19 protein-coding genes and 1 riboswitch are annotated in these 16,185 nt (G+C 61.5%); of the genes, 11 read left to right on the forward strand and 8 right to left on the reverse strand.

Going from position 1 to position 16,185, the window contains the following annotated elements; translation table 11 throughout:
• The first annotated feature begins 173 nt into the window (after nucleotides 1-173).
• The 7 genes from srlA (at nucleotide 174) to gutQ (ending at nucleotide 5,117) form a co-directional block, all read left to right on the forward strand.
• A complete protein-coding gene (srlA, locus tag ACJ8QI_RS21795) occupies nucleotides 174-722 on the forward strand; it encodes a PTS glucitol/sorbitol transporter subunit IIC (RefSeq protein WP_004941528.1) in 549 nt (182 codons plus the stop codon).
• Nucleotides 723-737: 15 nt separating this feature from the next.
• A complete protein-coding gene (gene srlE, locus ACJ8QI_RS21800) occupies nucleotides 738-1,718 on the forward strand; it encodes a PTS glucitol/sorbitol transporter subunit IIB (protein ID WP_025303875.1) in 981 nt (326 codons plus the stop codon).
• Between the two features lie 22 nt (nucleotides 1,719-1,740).
• A complete protein-coding gene (srlB, locus tag ACJ8QI_RS21805) occupies nucleotides 1,741-2,103 on the forward strand; it encodes a PTS glucitol/sorbitol transporter subunit IIA (protein ID WP_004941520.1) in 363 nt (120 codons plus the stop codon).
• 10 nt (nucleotides 2,104-2,113) lie between these two features.
• Complete coding sequence (gene srlD / locus ACJ8QI_RS21810) at nucleotides 2,114-2,893, forward strand: sorbitol-6-phosphate dehydrogenase (protein ID WP_197757167.1); 780 nt, start codon at nucleotides 2,114-2,116, stop codon at nucleotides 2,891-2,893.
• Between the two features lie 46 nt (nucleotides 2,894-2,939).
• Complete coding sequence (gene gutM, locus ACJ8QI_RS21815; RefSeq protein WP_442533075.1) at nucleotides 2,940-3,296, forward strand: transcriptional regulator GutM; 357 nt, start codon at nucleotides 2,940-2,942, stop codon at nucleotides 3,294-3,296.
• A gap of 83 nt (nucleotides 3,297-3,379) precedes the next feature.
• Nucleotides 3,380-4,153, forward strand: coding sequence for a glucitol operon DNA-binding transcriptional repressor SrlR (gene srlR, locus ACJ8QI_RS21820; protein ID WP_015378752.1), 774 nt, complete (start codon nucleotides 3,380-3,382; stop codon nucleotides 4,151-4,153).
• Entirely contained in the window at nucleotides 4,146-5,117 is a 972-nt protein-coding gene (gene gutQ, locus ACJ8QI_RS21825) for an arabinose-5-phosphate isomerase GutQ (RefSeq protein ID WP_080491409.1), read from the forward strand. Before srlR ends, gutQ begins: the two co-directional genes overlap by 8 nt.
• A 39-nt stretch (nucleotides 5,118-5,156) precedes the next feature.
• Here the strand turns inward: gutQ and ACJ8QI_RS21830 are convergent, their stop codons facing one another.
• From ACJ8QI_RS21830 to thiM, 3 genes are all read right to left on the reverse strand, one after another.
• Nucleotides 5,157-5,615, reverse strand: coding sequence for an inhibitor of vertebrate lysozyme family protein (locus ACJ8QI_RS21830; RefSeq protein WP_060434395.1), 459 nt, complete (start codon nucleotides 5,613-5,615; stop codon nucleotides 5,157-5,159).
• Between the two features lie 84 nt (nucleotides 5,616-5,699).
• On the reverse strand, nucleotides 5,700-6,500 hold the full coding sequence (gene thiD, locus ACJ8QI_RS21835) for a bifunctional hydroxymethylpyrimidine kinase/phosphomethylpyrimidine kinase (protein ID WP_033648851.1): 801 nt from the start codon (nucleotides 6,498-6,500) through the stop codon (nucleotides 5,700-5,702).
• Nucleotides 6,500-7,291, reverse strand: a complete 792-nt coding sequence (gene thiM / locus ACJ8QI_RS21840) for a hydroxyethylthiazole kinase (protein ID WP_442533077.1) — start codon at nucleotides 7,289-7,291, stop codon at nucleotides 6,500-6,502. Before thiM ends, thiD begins: the two co-directional genes overlap by 1 nt.
• Nucleotides 7,292-7,326: 35 nt before the next feature.
• Nucleotides 7,327-7,423, reverse strand: a riboswitch (TPP riboswitch).
• Between the two features lie 142 nt (nucleotides 7,424-7,565).
• Here thiM and ACJ8QI_RS21845 point away from each other — a divergent pair.
• Together ACJ8QI_RS21845 and ACJ8QI_RS21850 are read left to right on the forward strand one after the other, a co-directional pair.
• A complete protein-coding gene (locus ACJ8QI_RS21845) occupies nucleotides 7,566-7,991 on the forward strand; it encodes a GNAT family N-acetyltransferase (protein ID WP_442533078.1) in 426 nt (141 codons plus the stop codon).
• Nucleotides 7,992-8,092: 101 nt separating this feature from the next.
• Nucleotides 8,093-8,773: a methyltransferase gene (locus ACJ8QI_RS21850; protein WP_070913875.1), complete on the forward strand. Its 681-nt coding sequence runs from the start codon at nucleotides 8,093-8,095 to the stop codon at nucleotides 8,771-8,773.
• Here the strand turns inward: ACJ8QI_RS21850 and ACJ8QI_RS21855 are convergent.
• Entirely contained in the window at nucleotides 8,750-9,979 is a 1,230-nt protein-coding gene (locus ACJ8QI_RS21855) for an MFS transporter (RefSeq protein WP_442533080.1), read from the reverse strand. The genes ACJ8QI_RS21850 and ACJ8QI_RS21855 overlap by 24 nt on opposite strands.
• A 95-nt stretch (nucleotides 9,980-10,074) precedes the next feature.
• On the opposite strand from ACJ8QI_RS21855, the gene ACJ8QI_RS21860 reads away from it, so the two are divergent.
• On the forward strand, nucleotides 10,075-10,524 hold the full coding sequence (locus ACJ8QI_RS21860) for a winged helix-turn-helix transcriptional regulator (RefSeq protein ID WP_072627200.1): 450 nt from the start codon (nucleotides 10,075-10,077) through the stop codon (nucleotides 10,522-10,524).
• Nucleotides 10,525-10,530: 6 nt separating this feature from the next.
• On the opposite strand, the gene ACJ8QI_RS21865 is transcribed toward ACJ8QI_RS21860, so the two are convergent.
• Genes ACJ8QI_RS21865 through ACJ8QI_RS21875 form a run of 3 tightly spaced genes read right to left on the reverse strand, consistent with a single transcriptional unit; the run spans nucleotide 10,531 to nucleotide 11,769 of the window.
• Complete coding sequence (locus tag ACJ8QI_RS21865; protein WP_442533081.1) at nucleotides 10,531-10,791, reverse strand: DUF1158 family protein; 261 nt, start codon at nucleotides 10,789-10,791, stop codon at nucleotides 10,531-10,533.
• A gap of 55 nt (nucleotides 10,792-10,846) precedes the next feature.
• Nucleotides 10,847-11,227 (reverse strand): putative T6SS immunity periplasmic lipoprotein, encoded by a 381-nt coding sequence (locus ACJ8QI_RS21870; protein ID WP_049204878.1) that lies wholly within the window; start codon nucleotides 11,225-11,227, stop codon nucleotides 10,847-10,849.
• 8 nt (nucleotides 11,228-11,235) lie between these two features.
• Nucleotides 11,236-11,769 (reverse strand): type IV secretion protein Rhs, encoded by a 534-nt coding sequence (locus ACJ8QI_RS21875; protein WP_442533082.1) that lies wholly within the window; start codon nucleotides 11,767-11,769, stop codon nucleotides 11,236-11,238.
• A gap of 274 nt (nucleotides 11,770-12,043) precedes the next feature.
• On the opposite strand from ACJ8QI_RS21875, the gene rluF reads away from it, so the two are divergent.
• Nucleotides 12,044-12,913, forward strand: a complete 870-nt coding sequence (rluF, locus tag ACJ8QI_RS21880; protein WP_021504493.1) for a 23S rRNA pseudouridine(2604) synthase RluF — start codon at nucleotides 12,044-12,046, stop codon at nucleotides 12,911-12,913.
• Between the two features lie 141 nt (nucleotides 12,914-13,054).
• Here the strand turns inward: rluF and ACJ8QI_RS21885 are convergent, their stop codons facing one another.
• Nucleotides 13,055-16,117 carry an autotransporter outer membrane beta-barrel domain-containing protein gene (locus tag ACJ8QI_RS21885; protein ID WP_442533083.1) on the reverse strand — a complete coding sequence of 1,021 codons (3,063 nt, stop codon included), beginning with the start codon at nucleotides 16,115-16,117 and terminating at the stop codon, nucleotides 13,055-13,057.
• Nucleotides 16,118-16,185: the final 68 nt, after the last annotated feature.

Consider the following 16,185-nt stretch of genomic DNA (forward strand, 5'->3'; position numbering starts at 1 on the left):
CTCATGCCACAGACCTTCTTTTTCTTTCATTTTAAACTTTCAAAATAAAATATTTATCTTTCAAAATGTGATCTATTTAAAACAAATAGCCCAACAAAGTGACTACTGTAAGGCCCATGGCGACAGAGCCGCCGTTCGCTCCAGGCCATATCAGTCCATTACAGGAGAACATAATGATTGAGCTAATCACCCACGGCGCCGAGTGGTTTATCGGCCTGTTTCAGAAAGGCGGTGAAGTGTTTGTCGGTATGGTGACCGGCATTTTACCTTTGTTGATCAGCCTGTTGGTTATCATGAACGCGCTGATCAAATTTGTTGGCCAGGAACGTATCGAACGATTGGCGCAGCGCTGCGCGGGCAACCCCGTCTCGCGTTATCTGCTGCTGCCGCTGATCGGCACCTTTGTCTTCTGCAACCCGATGACCCTCAGCCTGGGGCGCTTCATGCCGGAGAAATACAAGCCGAGCTACTACGCGGCGGCCTCCTACAGCTGCCACTCGATGAACGGCCTGTTCCCACACATCAACCCCGGCGAGCTGTTCGTTTACCTCGGCATCGCCAGCGGCCTGACCACCCTCGGCCTGCCGCTCGGCCCGCTGGCGGTGAGCTATTTCCTGGTGGGGCTGTTCACCAACTTCTTCCGCGGCTGGGTCACCGATCTGACCACCAGCCTGTTCGAACGCAAGATGGGCATCCGTCTGGATCGCCAGGTGCAACTTTAATTCATGGAGTGCAGCATGAGTGCTTATATCCGTATTGAAAAAGGCGCCAGCGGCTGGGGTGGCCCCCTGGAGCTGCCGATAGAGCCCGGCAAGAAAGTGGTGTACATCACCGCCGGCACCCGGCCTTCGATCGTCGATCGCCTCAGCGAATTGACCGGCTGGCCGGCCGTCGACGGTTTCAAAGAGGGCGAGCCGCCGGCGGAAGAGATCGGCGTGGCGGTGATCGACTGCGGTGGCACCCTGCGCTGCGGCCTGTACCCGAAACGCCGCATTCCGACGGTCAACATCCACGCCACCGGCCAGTCCGGCCCGCTGGCGCAGTTTATCCTCGAAGACATCTATGTCTCCGGCGTGCGCGACCACAATATCAGCCGAATCGAAGCGGCAGATAGCCAACCCGCCGCCGCCGTTGCAGCACCGCCCAAGGCGCGCGACTACGACACCAGCAAGAAGATCACCGAGCAAAGCGACGGGCTGCTGGCGAAGGTCGGCATGGGCATGGGATCGGTGGTGGCGGTGTTCTTCCAGGCCGGGCGCGACACCATCGACACCGTGCTGAAGACCATCCTGCCGTTTATGGCGTTCGTCTCGGCCTTGATCGGCATCATCATGGCCTCCGGCCTCGGGGACTTTATCGCTCACGGCCTGACGCCGCTCGCCAACAGCCCGATCGGCCTGGTGACGCTGGCGCTGATCTGCTCATTCCCGCTGCTGTCGCCGTTCCTCGGCCCCGGCGCGGTTATCGCCCAGGTGATCGGCGTGCTGGTCGGGGTGCAGATCGGCCTCGGCCATATTCCGCCGCAGCTGGCGTTGCCCGCGCTGTTCGCCATCAACGCGCAGGCCGCCTGCGACTTCATTCCGGTCGGCCTGTCGCTGGCGGAAGCCAAGCAGGACACCGTGCGGGTCGGCGTGCCCTCGGTGCTGGTCGGCCGCTTCCTGACCGGCGCGCCGACGGTGTTGATCGCCTGGGCCGCCTCGGCCTTCATTTATCAATAAGCTGATTTCCAGGGAGACGTTTATGCACACTATTTTTCACACCACCATCACGCAGATCGGTGGCTGCGCCCGCGACGCGCTGCTGGACAACATGCTGATCACCTTCCGTGAAGGCGCGCCGGCGGATATCGAAGAGTTCTGCTTCATCCACCGCCACGGTGCGACCGCCGGTGAGCTGCAGGTCGGCGGCGTGATGGAGCTGGCGCAGCAGCGCTACGCCATCACCGCCGTCGGCAGCGTTGCCACACAGAACCTGCGCGAGCTGGGCCACATCACCGTGCGCTTCGACGGTGAAGCCGAAGCCGAATTCCCCGGCTCGATCCACGTATCCGGCCCGACGCCGACCGATATCCCGTTGGGCAGCACGCTGTCATTTATCGCATAAGGAGTAGACCATGTCTGAAGTAGCTGTAGTGATTGGCGGCGGCCAAACGTTAGGCGCCTTTTTGTCCCGCGGGCTGGCGCAAGCCGGCTATCGGGTGGCGGTGGCCGATCTGAACGCCGACAATGCCAATCAGGTGGCACAGCAGATCAACGAAGCGTTTGGCGCAGGCAGCGCCTGCGGTTTTCAGGCCGACGCCACCGACGAGCAGAGCGTGATCGCGCTGGCGGCGGCGGTTGACCGGGCATTCGGCCAGGCCAACCTGCTGGTGTACAGCGCCGGCATCGCCAAGGCGGCGCCGATCACCGATTTCCCGCTGGGCGACTTCGATCGCTCGCTGCAGGTGAACCTGGTGGGTTATTTCCTCTGCGCCCGCGAGTTCTCGCGCCTGATGATCCGCGACGGCATCGCCGGGCGCATCATTCAGATCAACTCCAAGTCCGGCAAGGTCGGCAGCAAGCACAACTCCGGCTACAGCGCCGCCAAGTTCGGCGGCGTGGGGCTGACGCAGTCGCTGGCGCTCGATCTGGCGGAGTACGGCATTACCGTGCATTCGCTGATGCTCGGCAACCTGCTGAAGTCGCCGATGTTCCAGTCGCTGCTGCCGCAGTACGCGCAAAAACTGGGCATCGCGCCGGACCAGGTGGAACAGTACTACATCGACAAAGTGCCGCTGAAGCGCGGCTGCGACTACCAGGACGTGCTGAACACCCTGCTGTTCTACGCCAGCGACAAGGCCTCTTACTGCACCGGCCAATCGATCAACATCACCGGCGGCCAGGTGATGTTCTGACGCCATCGACGCCCCCTTCCGCGGAAGGGGGCCTAAGGAGAACACCATGACTCAAGCTCTGATCGCCTTCGCGCTGCTGGCCTGGCTGCTGCAAATCGCCTTCGGCTGGTGGCAACTGCAACTCTTCAACCGCGCCTTCGACGGCCTGTGCCAGCTGGGCACCGTCGGCGTCGGCCGTTCCGGCGGCCGCTTCCGCCCGCGAGTGGTGCTGGCGCTGGCCTTCGACGCCGATCGGCGGGTGTGCGGCAGCCTGTTGCTGCGCGGCCTGACCGTTTTCGCCCGGCCCCGCCCGCTGCCTCGATTGCACGGTTTGCATCAGTGGGATTTGCGCCCGGATGTGATCTTCCCCGAGGATCGCGCATGCCAGTCTGCACTATCGTTAGCGATTAAACCCAAATCGTGATATTTTCACATTAAAAGACATTACCTTTCATAGTGAATTATTCAGCGAGGGGAAATGCCCAACTCTTGTGAACGGGAATCGCGATGAAACCAAAGCAGCGGCAGGCCGCTATCCTTGAATATCTGCAGCGGCATGGCAAAACGGCAGTGGACGCCCTGGCCGAGCATTTCTCCACCACCGGCACCACCATCCGCAAGGATCTCACCCTGCTGGAAGAAGAAGGCGAGGTGATCCGCACCTACGGCGGCGTGGTGCTCAGCCGCGACGACGGCGATCAGCCGATCGACCGCAAAACCCATATCAACACCGAGAAAAAACGCCAGATCGCCAGCGCCGCCGTGGCGCTGATCGCCGACGGCGACTCGCTGATCTTCGACGCCGGCAGCACGGTGCTGCAGATGGTGCCGCACCTGGCACAGTTCAACAACATCACGGTGATGACCAACAGCCTGACGATCGTCAACGCGCTGGTGGAGCTGGACAACGATCAGACCATCCTGATGCCCGGCGGCACCTACCGCAAAAAATCGGCCTCGTTCCACGGCAGCCTGGCGGAATCGGCGTTTCAGCAATTCAGCTTCGACAAGCTGTTTATCGGCGCGGACGGCGTCGATCTCAACGCCGGCGTCACCACCTTCAACGAAGTGCACAACGTCAGCAAGGCGATGTGCGAAGCCGCCGGCCGCATTATTCTGTTGGTAGACTCCTCGAAATTCGGCCGCAAGAGCCCGAACGTGGTGTGCGAGCTCAGCGCCGTCGACACGCTGATCACCGACCGAGACATCAACCCCGATTATCTCGCCGCCCTGCAGGCGAAAGGCATCAATATCCTTCTGGTAGGAGACCCCGATGAGTAACGCCAACGCCCTGCTCGCCTTTGCCCGCGAAACGCTGGAGATCGAGCTGACCGAAGCGCAGCGCCTGCTGGCGCGCCTGGATGACAACTTCGTCTGCGCCTGCGAGCTGCTGCTGAACTGCCGCGGCAAAGCGGTGATTTCCGGCATCGGCAAGTCCGGCCATATCGGCAAGAAGATCGCCGCGTCGCTGGCCAGCACCGGCACGCCGTCGTTCTTCGTGCATCCGGCGGAGGCGCTGCACGGCGATCTCGGCATGATCGGCGCCGATGACGTGGTGGTGTTCATCTCCTATTCCGGCCGCGCCAAAGAGCTGGATCTGATCCTGCCACTGCTGGCGGAGAACGGCATTCCGGTGATCGCCATCACCGGCGGCAAAGAGTCGCCGCTGGCGCTGGCCGCCGCCTGCGTGCTGGATATCGGCGTCGAGCGCGAAGCCTGCCCGATGGGGCTGGCGCCGACCTCCAGCGCGGTCAACACGCTGATGATGGGCGATGCCCTGGCGATGGCGCTGATGCGCCAGCGCGGTTTCAACGCGGAAGATTTCGCCCGCTCGCACCCGGGCGGCAGCCTGGGGGCTCGCCTGTTGAACCGCGTGCATCACCTGATGCGCACCGGCGATCGCCTGCCGCGCGTGAGCGAAAGCGCCAACGTGATGGAAGCGATGCTGGAGCTGAGCCGCACCGGGCTCGGGTTAGTGGCGGTCTGCGACGCGCAGCAGCGGGTGGTGGGCGTGTTTACCGACGGCGACCTGCGCCGCTGGCTGGTGAAGGGCAACAGCCTGCAGGATCCGCTCAGCCCGGCGATCACCCGCCCCGGCTATCGGCTGCCGGAGCAGTGGCGCGCCGGCGAGGCGCTGGAAGCGCTGCACGAACAGCACATCAGCGCGGCCCCGGTGGTCGATATGGACGGCGTGCTGGTGGGGGCGCTCAACCTGCACGATCTGCATCAGGCCGGCATCGGCTGATCAACGCCGGGGGCGCCATCACCGGCGCCCCCAGTCAGATCATTTCCAATCAGGATTGTTCTCGAACTGCTGCTTCAGCAGCGCCTTCATATCGTCATTCGGCTTGCCGAGCCACTGGTACTTGGCATACTTCTTCGGATGATCGACGGCTTCCGGCCGATCTTCCACTGCCACCCGCACGCCCCAGGCCTGGGATTTGTCCGCGCTGAACGCCACGATCAAAAAGTTGTTGCCGCAGTCGTGCGGCTTGCACAGGTTGCCGACCAGATACTCTTTGCCCTTCCAGCTCAGATTCTGCGCCGGCGTAGAGGTGCCGACGCCCTTGCGCGCCCAGCCCGGCATCCGCGCCTGGCCTTTCACCATGTTTTGCCAGCTGGCCTGATACCCCGGCTGCTGAATCAAATCCGACGTGGTGACGATCTGCTGGGCAAAGCTGCCCGCGCTGAAGCTGAGCAGTGCGCCGAAGAGGGCGCAACGCAGCGCCTGGTGTCCCGTCATAGTCCTTCTCCCTAGGTTAAATCAGGTTTCGCCCATAAAACCGGGCCTGAACTAGTCAGACCACGGTTGCGGCAAAAAGTTGACTCACCACCAGGCGTGGAAATGATGCACCGGCCCGATGCCGTGCCCCACCTCCAGCGTGTCCGCCTGTTGCAGCGCTTGTTGCAGGTAGTCCTTGGCGGCGGCCACCGTCGCCGCCCAGTCGGCATGGCGCGGGCGCAGCGCCGCCAGCGCGGCCGAGAGCGTGCAACCGGTGCCGTGGGTGTGGCGGGTGGCGACGCGCGGCGCGGTAAAGCGCTGCTCGCCTTCTGCGGTAAACAGCCAGTCCGGGCTCTCACTTTCGCTCAGATGGCCGCCCTTCATCAGTACTGCCCGGCAGCCCATCGCCAACAGCGCCCGCCCCTGCTCGCGCATCTGCGCTTCATCTTCCGCCGGCGCGCACGCCAGCAGCGCCGCCGCTTCCGGCAGGTTCGGCGTAATGATCGACACCAGCGGCAACAGCTCGCGCCGAATAGACGCCACCGCCTCCGGTGCCAGCAACGGATCGCCGCTTTTCGCCAGCATCACGGTGTCCAGCACCACGAACTCCGGCCGGTAATGGCGCAGCCGTTCGGCCACCGCCTGCACAATGTCGGCGTTGGCCAGCATGCCGATCTTGACGCTGTCGATACGCACGTCGCTGAACACCGAGTCCAACTGCGCGGCGACGAACGCCGGATCGATGTAATACACCGACTGCACGCCGCGGGTATTCTGCGCCACCAGCGCGGTGATCACCGAGGTGCCGTAGGCGCCAAGCGCCGAGAAAGCCTTCAAATCGGCCTGAATGCCGGCGCCGCCGCTGGGATCGGTGCCGGCGATGGTCAGCGCGTTAATGCGTTTCATCACAGATCCTCCCCGCGCAGTTGATACAGGGCATCGAGGAACGCCGGCGTAAAGCTGCCCGGCCCGCCGGCCTGCCTGGCCGCGAGGCCGCCGCAGTGGGACATCACCCGGCAGGCGGTCGCCACGTTGTCCAGGCGATCGCCCGGCAGAGCGCAAAACGCCGCCACGACCGCCGACAGCGCGCAGCCGGTGCCCACCACCCGCGTCATCAGCGGGGAACCGCCTTCGATCGCCCAATCGCGTTGGCCGTCGGTGACGTAATCCACCGCGCCGGTGACCGCCACCACCGCGCCGCTGCGCTGCGCCAGCTCACGCGCGGCGGGCAAGGCCGCCAGCGAATCGTCGCCGCTGTCAACCCCGCGGCCGCTGGCCAGCAACCCGCTGAGCGCCATGATTTCCGAGGCGTTGCCGCGTATCGCCGCCGGTTTCTCGTCCAGCAGCTGTTTAGCAAAGGCGGTGCGGTAGGAGAGCGCGCCGACCGCCACCGGATCCAGCGTCCAGGGCTTGCCGGCCCGATTGGCGGCGGCCACCGCCGCCCGCATCGATTCGGCGCGCAGCGCATTGAGGGTACCGACGTTGATCAGCAGGCCGTCGGCCAGCGCGCTGAACTGCGCCGCCTCTTGCGGCTCCACCACCATCGCCGGGGAGGCGCCGAGCGCCAATAGCACGTTGGCAGTCAGCGATTGCACCACTTCGTTGGTCAGGCAGTGGATCAGCGGAGGCCGCTGTTGGAATTGGGTCAGACAGGCCGCGGGGGGCGCGCCGGGTAGTGCATCAGGTCGAGCGATCATATTCCTCCCAACCGGCGTTCAAGAAGGCGGCGCCGGCTGGGCGGCCGTGACTTCCCTACGCTGGCATTATCCAGATCAGGTAATACGGGTATTTCTCAGCCTTCACGTAGAAGGGCACCCCGAGTCATGAAAATCAATAGGTTGTGATCAACGTTGCGTTAATCCCTGCAGGGGATCATGCCAGCGGCGGCGCGGACAAACAAGCGAATAAATTGGCTCGGCAGGCATACGCCGCGCAATGCGCTATAGTGAGCACAAACCACCGGGAGATGCCATGCAGATAAGACCCTACCAAGAGACCGATCGCCCCTTCCTGCGCACGCTGTACCTGGCGTCGCGCAAGGCGGCGTTCGGCTGGCGCGATACCTCAAACTATCAGTTGGAAGATTTCGACGGCGCGACGCTGGGCGAAGCGATTTGGGTGGCGGAAGACGGCGGCACGCTGCTGGGATTCGTCTCCGTCTACCGCGAAGACAACTTCATTCATAACCTGTATGTCGATCCCCATCAGCCGCCGCGCGGCGTCGGCAGTGCGCTGCTGCAGGCGGCGGAAGCTACCTTCACCGCCACCGGCTCGCTGAAATGCCTGGTGAAGAATGAAAAGGCGCTGGCGTTCTACCGCAAACACGGCTGGCGCATCATCTCTACCGGCAACGACGGCGAAGAAGATTATTACCTGATGCATTCGCCGGTCCGCTAACGCCGCCTTTCCCGTCACAGAACTCATTAATGATAATGGATTTCATTATCATTTAAGCATAACCTTCCTTGTCTCTCTCAATGAACTTGGCAAGGAAGGTTATGCAACACCAAACGGATACACGCTTCCCCGATGCCGCAGCGGCGGACTACGATCGCCGTATTCTGACCCTGGTGCCCGGCTATCAGTTTGCCCAGGCGCTGCTGACGGCGACGCTCGCACAGACGCTGCCGAATGACGCCACGCTGTTGCTGGCCGGCTGCGGCACCGGCAGTGAACTGGAGGCGCTGGCCGCCGCCAACGCCAGCTGGCGTTTCAGCGCCGTGGAACCCTCCGCCGGCATGCTGGCGGCTGCGCGCGCCAAGGCCGAAGCCGCGGGTTACGCACAACGGGTGAGCTTCCAGCCCACCTTGCTGCAACAAGCGCCGCAAACCCGCCACGACGCGGCGGTGTGCTCATTGGTGCTGCACTTTATCGCCGACGATGGCGCCAAACTGGATTTCCTGCAGCAGTTGGCGCAGCGCCTCTCCCCCGCAGCACCGCTGCTGCTGTTCGACTATCAGCCGGAGGGTCTGCCCGTCAGCCACTACCAACACTGGCTGCAAAGCGCCGGGCACTCGGCGGCGCAGGCGCAGGAGGTGATCGAACGCACCCGCCGCAACTGGCACCCGATGGCGGCGGCGCGCAGCCGTCTCCTCTTGGCGGAAAGCGGCTTCACCGCGCCTCAGCAGTTGTGCGGTGCGCTGGGCTTCCAGCTTTCACTGCTCCACCGCCGTCGTTGAGGGCGGCATCCCGCGCAGCGTCAGCCGCCAAAACAGCAGCGCGCTCAGGCTGACGCCCGCCCCCAGCCAGCAGACGCCGCTCCAGCCCGCCCAGGCGTACATATGGGTGCCGGCAAAGGCGCCCAGCCCGCTGCCGACGGCGTAAAACAGCATGTAGCAGCCCACCAGCCTGCTGTGCGACTGCGGGTGCGCGCTGAAGATCATGCTCTGGTTCAGCACGTGGATCGCCTGGCCCGCCAGATCCAGCAATACGATGCCCGCCACCAGCCAAACCAGGCCGCTGCCGAGCAAACCGAGCGGCAGCCAGGCCAGCGTCAACAGCAGCAGACACACGCCGCTGGCCGCCTGCCCCAGCCCGCGATCCGCCAGATGCCCGGCGCGCACCGCCGCCAGTGCGCCCACCGCGCCGACCAGGCCGAACGCCCCCACCGCGGCATGGCTGAAGTTGAACGGTGCCTGGCTCAGCGGCAACACCAGCGAACTCCAAAAGAGGCTGAAAGCGCCGAACATCAGCAGCGCCAACATGCCGCGAATTTGCAGCGTGCGGTCATGCAGCAACAGGCTCAGCATCGAACGCAGCAGCGCGGGATAGCTCAGCGTACTGGGAGCGGTGCGCGGCGCAGGCAGCAGGCGCGACAAGATCGGCAGCAATACCAGCGTCACCCCGGCAGAGAAGAAATACACCGTGCGCCAGCCGCCGACGTCCGCCAGCGCGCCGGACAGGGTGCGCGCCAGCAGCAATCCCAGCACCACTCCGCCCTGCGCCGCACCAACCACCCGCCCGCGCTCCTGCGGCGCCGCCAGGGCTGCGGCGTAAGCGATCAGCCCCTGCGTCATGGCGGTGCCCAATAAGCCTACCAGCAACATCCCTACCAGCAGCCAGGGCGCGCTGTGCGCCCAGCCCACCAATAGCAGCGCGCCGATCAGCCCCAGCTGTTGCCCCGCCAGCAACCGATGCCGGTTCAACCGATCCCCCAGCGGCACCACCAACAGCAGCGCCAGCGCGCAGCCCAACTGAGTCACGCTGATCACCATGCCGACCGCCGCCAGGCTGATGGAAAAATCATGGGCGATGGCGTCCAGTAGCGGCTGCGCATAGTAAACGTTGGCCACGCTGAAGGCGCTGGCGGCGGCCAACAGCAGCACCAGGGGGGCCGGCAGGCGCCCCAGCATCGCACAGGGGGGATCCAGCAGTTTGTCGCTCATTGCACACCTCAATCTGGTTTCATTATTAAACCCAATGAACTTTAGGCGTGGAGGTTTTATAATGCAACCAGAATATGCAGCTGGAGATAACCGTCGTGAAACGTAAAAGTCTGGAAGACGCGCCGTGCCCGGTGGCGCGCACGCTGGATGTGATTGGCGACTGGTGGTCGCTGCTGATCGTGCGCGACGCCTTCGACGGCGTCACCCGCTTCAGCGAATTTCAAAAAGGGCTGGGGATGGCGAAGAATATCCTTGCCACCCGCCTACGCGCCCTGGTGACGCACGGCGTGCTGGAGATCGTGCCCGCCGCAGATGGCAGCGCGTATCAGGAATATGTGCTGACCGAGAAAGGCCGCGCGCTGTTTCCGGTGATCGTCGGCCTGCGCCAGTGGGGGGAAGATCATCTGTTCGCCGAGGGAGAAGCGCACTCAACGCTGGTGGAAAGCGACAGCGGCCGCCCCGTCCCGCGCCTGACGCCGACCGGCAGCGCCGGGCAGACGCTCACCCCGCTGAATACCCGGGTGGTGAAGGTGGGGGAACGGTGATGAGAGTTAGTGGCGCTGCCCGCAGCTCACCCGCTGAAAAACCTGGCGGATAAAGAGCCATTCCAGACACCCGGCCAGCAGATAAACCGCGCCCAAAACGAGCGCACCAAACCATTCCGTATCGTTAAAATGGAAAAACTCGCTGGCGTCAATCAGCCAAGCGGTTTGATTCTGGTTTAGCCTGGGTACAGGAAAAAGCTTTATTGTCAGCACAGCCAGCCCAACGACAGCCAATACGTTAGCGAGCAACAGGGCACGTTTTTTCATAGCCTTTCATTCTACAACCTAACGCAGTCCAACAAACTAAACCTAAGAACATGCGTTAATGGTTAACCCTCAGGTTGCCCCGTTCGTCGGAGACAACCATGAATGCGGCGGTAATCAAATGCGAACCTTCGGGTGTCTGTATATCGTAGGCGACGGAATAACGCTTCCCTGGCCGAAAAGCATAATCGAATACCGGCATGCACCTCCCCGGCTCAACGAAGAAAACGTCATTATCAATAGCTTTAATGAGCTTATCGCCTGATTCGCTATAAATCTGAACGAAGCGAATATTATCCCCCGCCTTCATAGAAGAAAGAATGCAGACATGGTTATCTTTGGCAGTGACGACGGCGGGGAAGCGCGGAGTCAGCTTATCGCCAGGCCCCGGACAGCCGACCAGGAAGCAGGCCGTGAATAGAACCACATATTTTTTCATGCTCCCTCTCATCCCCTAATAATTTTTTGATAAAGTGCATGAATGTCACGCAAACTATCGGTTCCCCTGTACCTACCCACTCGTCCAGGACGTTGATAATAACGCCACGTTTCAATACCATAAACCAACAGCAGCCAGTAATCAGCAAAAATCGAAGCTTGTTGCTCCAGCGAGTAATCAGTAATTTTATTTCTATCAAGACGATAGTTGTACTCAGCCGCCCAACTAAACAACCCACGCATTCTTACCCATTGTCCATGCTGATGTTGCCATACATGCCCCAATTCATGGATGAAAAGATGTTTATCTTCTATCAGAACCCTATTATCAGAAAAATCGTCTTTATAGAGCTCCCTCCGTAACCATAACTCACCATTAGGTGCCATGGCATAACTTCTGTTTTGTAAGCCAAACGGGAAATAGCTATCACAGTGTATCCATACACGACCATATATAATTGAGCTTCCATATATATGGTGAGCCAATTTAATTTCTCCCATGGTCATACGTCGTAACGCCCCTTCCTCGGCTAATGCGTTCATTTATCCCTCCTTGAATTTATCAATATCCTAATGCTTTTCTAAAATTAATCTATACATGAACGCTTAAATGGTTTGATTTGGCACAATCCATTTATAACTTGAATAATTTGCAGAAAAATCCTCATCGATTTTCTATAATTAATTAAACGAAAAAAACATATTGCAAATACCTTTGTAGTAGCTGCGGTCAGGATACCCTTATCCAGCCCCCCCTGCATGATTCGCTTCGCAGCGTCATCCGGGTAATGTATAGTCCGCGTTTTACGGAGATCCCATGCTGACTAACTCATCCATTCGTCTGAACAAATACATTAGCGAGAGCGGTATCTGCTCACGCCGCGACGCCGATCGATACATCGAACAGGGCAACGTTTTCATCAACGGTAAACGCGCCACCGTCGGCGCTCAGGTATTTGCCGGCGATGTCGTGAAGGTTAACGGTCAGCTGATCGAACCGCGCAATGAAGAAGATCTGGTGCTGATCGCGCTGAATAAGCCGGTCGGCATCGTCACCACCACTGAAGACGGCGAGCGCGACAACATCGCCGACTTCGTCAACCACAGCAAACGCATCTTCCCGATCGGCCGTTTGGACAAGGATTCGCAGGGGCTGATCTTTCTGACCAACCACGGTGACCTGGTCAACAAGATCCTGCGCGCCGGCAACAATCACGAGAAAGAGTATCTGGTGACGGTCAACAAGCCGGTGACCGACGAGTTTATTCGCGGCATGGGCGCCGGCGTGCCGATGCTGGGCACGGTGACCAAAAAGTGCAAGGTGAAAAAAGAGGCGCCGTTCGTGTTCCGCATCACGCTGGTGCAGGGGCTGAATCGCCAGATCCGCCGCATGTGCGAACACTTCGGCTACGAGGTCACCAAGCTGGAACGCACGCGCATCATGAACGTCAGCCTGAAAGGTTTGCCGCTGGGCGAATGGCGCGATCTGACCGATGACGAGCTGATCGAGCTGTTCAAACTGATTGAAGGCTCCTCGTCCGAGGCCAAGCCGGCGAAGAAGGCCCCGGCCAAATCCGCCGCGGCGAAAAAACCGAGCGCCGGCGGCCCCAAAAGCGCCGACAAAGCCGCTGCGCCGGCCGGCCGTAAGCGCTTTACCCAGCCAGGGCGCAAGAAAAAAGGGCGTTAACCCCCTTTTACCCGCGCCAAGCCCGCCGTTGCGCGGGCTTTTTCATCATAAAAGTCAGCCACAGGCCGCCACTGAGCCCTCACCATAAAAAAGGCCCGCATCAAGCGGGCCTGCAAGTACCAGAGAAGTCTAGAGGAAAAATCAGAACGACCAGCGCAGGTTGGCGTTGACCGAATTCACGCGGGTATCGGCGCCGAATTGCCCCTGATAGCCGACATCCAGCGTCGCGGCGCGCGAAAGTTTCACGCTCACGCCGATATCACCCACCATCACGTTGTCATCCACAGCCTGGCCCTGAGTGACGAACGCGTCACTGCCGGCAAACGCCATGCGCGATGAAGTGTTCTTATCGCCGTAGGCGTGCTGCCAACCGAGCGAGCCATAGAGGCTGACGTTCTTCGGCAGCTCGGTCACGCCGCGCACCCCGAGCGTGGAGTAGAAGGTGTTCATCGTTTCATTGCGCACGCTCAGCGCCGCCGCGCCACCCGACTCCTGGAAGCTGTCGGTATGCAGGCGGATGTAGCTCAAGTTAATGAACGGTTCGACGTTCATCTCCGGCTGGCCGAAACGGTAACCCGCTTCGGTGAACGCCAGCAATGAGTTGGCATCGTAGTCCGACTTCAGCCGATCCGAGAAGCCGCTGAAATCGACGTTGCGCTTGCCTTCGATCTTGTGCCAGGTGTAACCCAGCGCGCCGCGCAGCGAGAACGCATCCTGCTGCCCCGCCGCATACAGGCCGAGGTGGTAGTTGTCGGTATCAGCCTTGGAACGGCGGCTGTCGACGTCGTAGTCGCCGCGGCTGTAACCGAAGTAGCCGCCGATGCGCACGTTATGGTCCGCCAGCTTGCGATCCGCCCCCAACAGGAAGCCGGTGGTGTTGCCATCCAGCTTGCCCACGTTGCCGTTGCCGCTGTTTTTGCCCCAGGAACTGAAGGTCTGCCCCCAGACGCCGCTGTTTTGCGCCTGCGCCGGTTGCACCAGCGACATCGCCAACGGCGGTATCGGCAGGCTGTCGTTGTCGAACAGGCGCAGCATGCGCTGGTTCAGCACGTTGAACAGCTGGGTGCTGCCGGCGATCAGGTTAGACTGCATCGACGGATAGACTTCGCCGGACAGCTGATTGAACGCCTCGCGCGCTTCCGGCGCGCTCAGCAGCAGCAGCGAGTTGTACAGCGCCAGCGAAGGGCCGTTCTGCACCAACGTCGAGAGCGCACCGGCGGTATTCCACTGGTTGCCGCTCTCGGCCACCGTTTGGAAAATGCCCGGCTTGCCGCTGCCTGGATTCTCGCCCCCCGGATTTTCACCGCCTGGGTTTTCCCCGCCCGGATTCTCGCCCCCCGGATTTTCACCACCTGGGTTTTCACCGCCCGGATTCTCGCCCCCTGGATTCTCACCGCCTGGGTTTTCTCCACCCGGATTCTCGCCGCCAGGGTTTTCACCGCCCGTGTCTTTCTGCGCGATGGTCAGATCCACGGCGTTGGGGCTGTGGTTCAACGCCACATCGAGGAAGGCAGACTTGGAGACCGCCGCCGCGAATTGGCCGTCAATGCCGCCGTCCGAGGTCAGAATGCGGTAGCTTTGGCCGGTTTTATAGCTGGTTTGCGGATCCAGCGCCGTGACCTGCACCTTGGCCCGATCGCTAATGGTGGTTTTGCCCGCCACCAGCAACTGGTCGCTGCGGCCGTCACCGGCGATATCGACGTCATAGAAGGATTCGCCGATAAAATTCAGGTAGCGTTTCAGCGTCAGCGTGCCGATATTGCCGTCGCCGGGCGAGATATGGCCGCCGGACTGGATCTCGGTCTGGCCCAGCGTGCCGTTGCCACCCAGCGTGCCGCCGGCCTTGATCGACGCGGCGCTGCTGTAGCCCTGCCCGTTATTGACGTCGGAACCCGCCGTCGCGTTGAGGATCAGCGTGCCGCCGTTTTCGGCGCTGAGGGTTTGGATCTCGAAGATATCGTCTTCTTTCTGGGTATTGATGTCGCTGGCGATGATGAGCTTACCGCCGCGCGCGGTGACGTTGGCCTGCAGCCCAGTGAGATCGCCGTTTAGCGTCGTGTGCCCGGCGGTGTTGATCACCTCGCCTTCGCCGCTCATCTTGTTGCTGAAAACGTAATTGCCGTCGGTATGGTTAAAGTACACATAGCTGCGGAACAATCCACCCCGCAGGGCGATCGCCGTCTGGGCATCGATAGCGCCAGCGGCGCCCGCCGCGCCGAGCGTCGGTTCGGTCAACCCGGTGCCGGTATCCATATTGCCGCGGCTACCGATAATCAGCGCGCCGCGGTTCGAGCCGGAACCGGTCTTGCCCAGCACCACTTCGTTGCCGCCGGCGGAGAATGTCCCGCCGTCCATGACCGCCAACACGCCATTGCCGTAATCGCCGACGTTGACGCTGCTGCCGCTGGTAAACCGTGAGCCGTTCCCGGCGATCGTCAGCTCGGCGGTTTTACGCGCGCCCGAGACGCCCGCCACCTGAATATTACCGACGTTGACCGCAGCGCCGTTCAGCACGTCCAGATCGCCGTTGAGCGTGAGCGCGCGGCCGACGTTCCACTGGGAATTGGCCCCCGTGACCGTGGCCTTCGGGCTCAGCGTATCGGTCTCGCCCGGCCCGCTGCCATTACCGATGCGCGCGTCAAAGGCGGTATTCAACACCGCGCCGTCTTCAATCGCCAGCGTGGATCGCGCCCCTAAGTCGGTGCCGACGCTGAGAAAATTGCTGGTGACGCGGGAACCGGCGCCGGTGGCGATCAGGTGGCTGTCGTAGCCACGCGTGGTGCCGACCACGATCTCTTTCGCGCTGGCCAGCGCGCCGTCTTCAACCCGCAGGGTGCCCCGCCCCAGATTCAGGCCGCCGCGCAGCACGAACTGATCGTTCACCGCGTTCAGCTCAGCGTTCGGCCCGCGAACCGTGACCAGGCTGTCATGAATTTGGCCGTTGAACATCCGGCCGATATTGATGTTATAGGCGCTGATCTTGCCATTCTCGATCAGCAGGTTGCCGCTTTGATTGCGGCCGACGTAAACGTCCCCGGTGTAGGCCAATGATTCGGTAATTTTTGAGTCGCCGTCAAAAATAGCATCGTCTGCGCGAGCGATATCGGCGGGCGCCAGCATCAACAGCGGCGCGGAAAATAGAGCGAGGTAAAGTTTGGAAAGCGGTGTTTTAACCGCTAAAGGGTGCGATGTCTTGTCATTCACGGGCTATCTCCGTACTCGTTGGCGTGATGGCGCGAAATTTATTGTTATGGGTAAACTCACTGCGCTAG

The organism is Serratia sp. CY84636 (genome assembly GCF_052166245.1).
GTDB lineage: Bacteria > Pseudomonadota > Gammaproteobacteria > Enterobacterales > Enterobacteriaceae > Serratia > Serratia nevei.

What these genes read in the sequence shown, in the direction of transcription:
- srlA (WP_004941528.1), top strand. Translation starts at nt 174, where the DNA reads ATGATTGAGCTAATCACCCACGGCGCCGAGTGGTTTATCGGCCTGTTT.
- srlE (WP_025303875.1), top strand. Translation starts at nt 738, where the DNA reads ATGAGTGCTTATATCCGTATTGAAAAAGGCGCCAGCGGCTGGGGTGGC.
- srlB (WP_004941520.1), top strand. Translation starts at nt 1,741, where the DNA reads ATGCACACTATTTTTCACACCACCATCACGCAGATCGGTGGCTGCGCC.
- srlD (WP_197757167.1), top strand. Translation starts at nt 2,114, where the DNA reads ATGTCTGAAGTAGCTGTAGTGATTGGCGGCGGCCAAACGTTAGGCGCC.
- gutM (WP_442533075.1), top strand. Translation starts at nt 2,940, where the DNA reads ATGACTCAAGCTCTGATCGCCTTCGCGCTGCTGGCCTGGCTGCTGCAA.
- srlR (WP_015378752.1), top strand. Translation starts at nt 3,380, where the DNA reads ATGAAACCAAAGCAGCGGCAGGCCGCTATCCTTGAATATCTGCAGCGG.
- gutQ (WP_080491409.1), top strand. Translation starts at nt 4,146, where the DNA reads ATGAGTAACGCCAACGCCCTGCTCGCCTTTGCCCGCGAAACGCTGGAG.
- ACJ8QI_RS21830 (WP_060434395.1), bottom strand. Translation starts at nt 5,615, where the DNA reads ATGACGGGACACCAGGCGCTGCGTTGCGCCCTCTTCGGCGCACTGCTC.
- thiD (WP_033648851.1), bottom strand. Translation starts at nt 6,500, where the DNA reads ATGAAACGCATTAACGCGCTGACCATCGCCGGCACCGATCCCAGCGGC.
- thiM (WP_442533077.1), bottom strand. Translation starts at nt 7,291, where the DNA reads ATGATCGCTCGACCTGATGCACTACCCGGCGCGCCCCCCGCGGCCTGT.
- ACJ8QI_RS21845 (WP_442533078.1), top strand. Translation starts at nt 7,566, where the DNA reads ATGCAGATAAGACCCTACCAAGAGACCGATCGCCCCTTCCTGCGCACG.
- ACJ8QI_RS21850 (WP_070913875.1), top strand. Translation starts at nt 8,093, where the DNA reads ATGCAACACCAAACGGATACACGCTTCCCCGATGCCGCAGCGGCGGAC.
- ACJ8QI_RS21855 (WP_442533080.1), bottom strand. Translation starts at nt 9,979, where the DNA reads ATGAGCGACAAACTGCTGGATCCCCCCTGTGCGATGCTGGGGCGCCTG.
- ACJ8QI_RS21865 (WP_442533081.1), bottom strand. Translation starts at nt 10,791, where the DNA reads ATGAAAAAACGTGCCCTGTTGCTCGCTAACGTATTGGCTGTCGTTGGG.
- ACJ8QI_RS21870 (WP_049204878.1), bottom strand. Translation starts at nt 11,227, where the DNA reads ATGAAAAAATATGTGGTTCTATTCACGGCCTGCTTCCTGGTCGGCTGT.
- ACJ8QI_RS21875 (WP_442533082.1), bottom strand. Translation starts at nt 11,769, where the DNA reads ATGAACGCATTAGCCGAGGAAGGGGCGTTACGACGTATGACCATGGGA.
- rluF (WP_021504493.1), top strand. Translation starts at nt 12,044, where the DNA reads ATGCTGACTAACTCATCCATTCGTCTGAACAAATACATTAGCGAGAGC.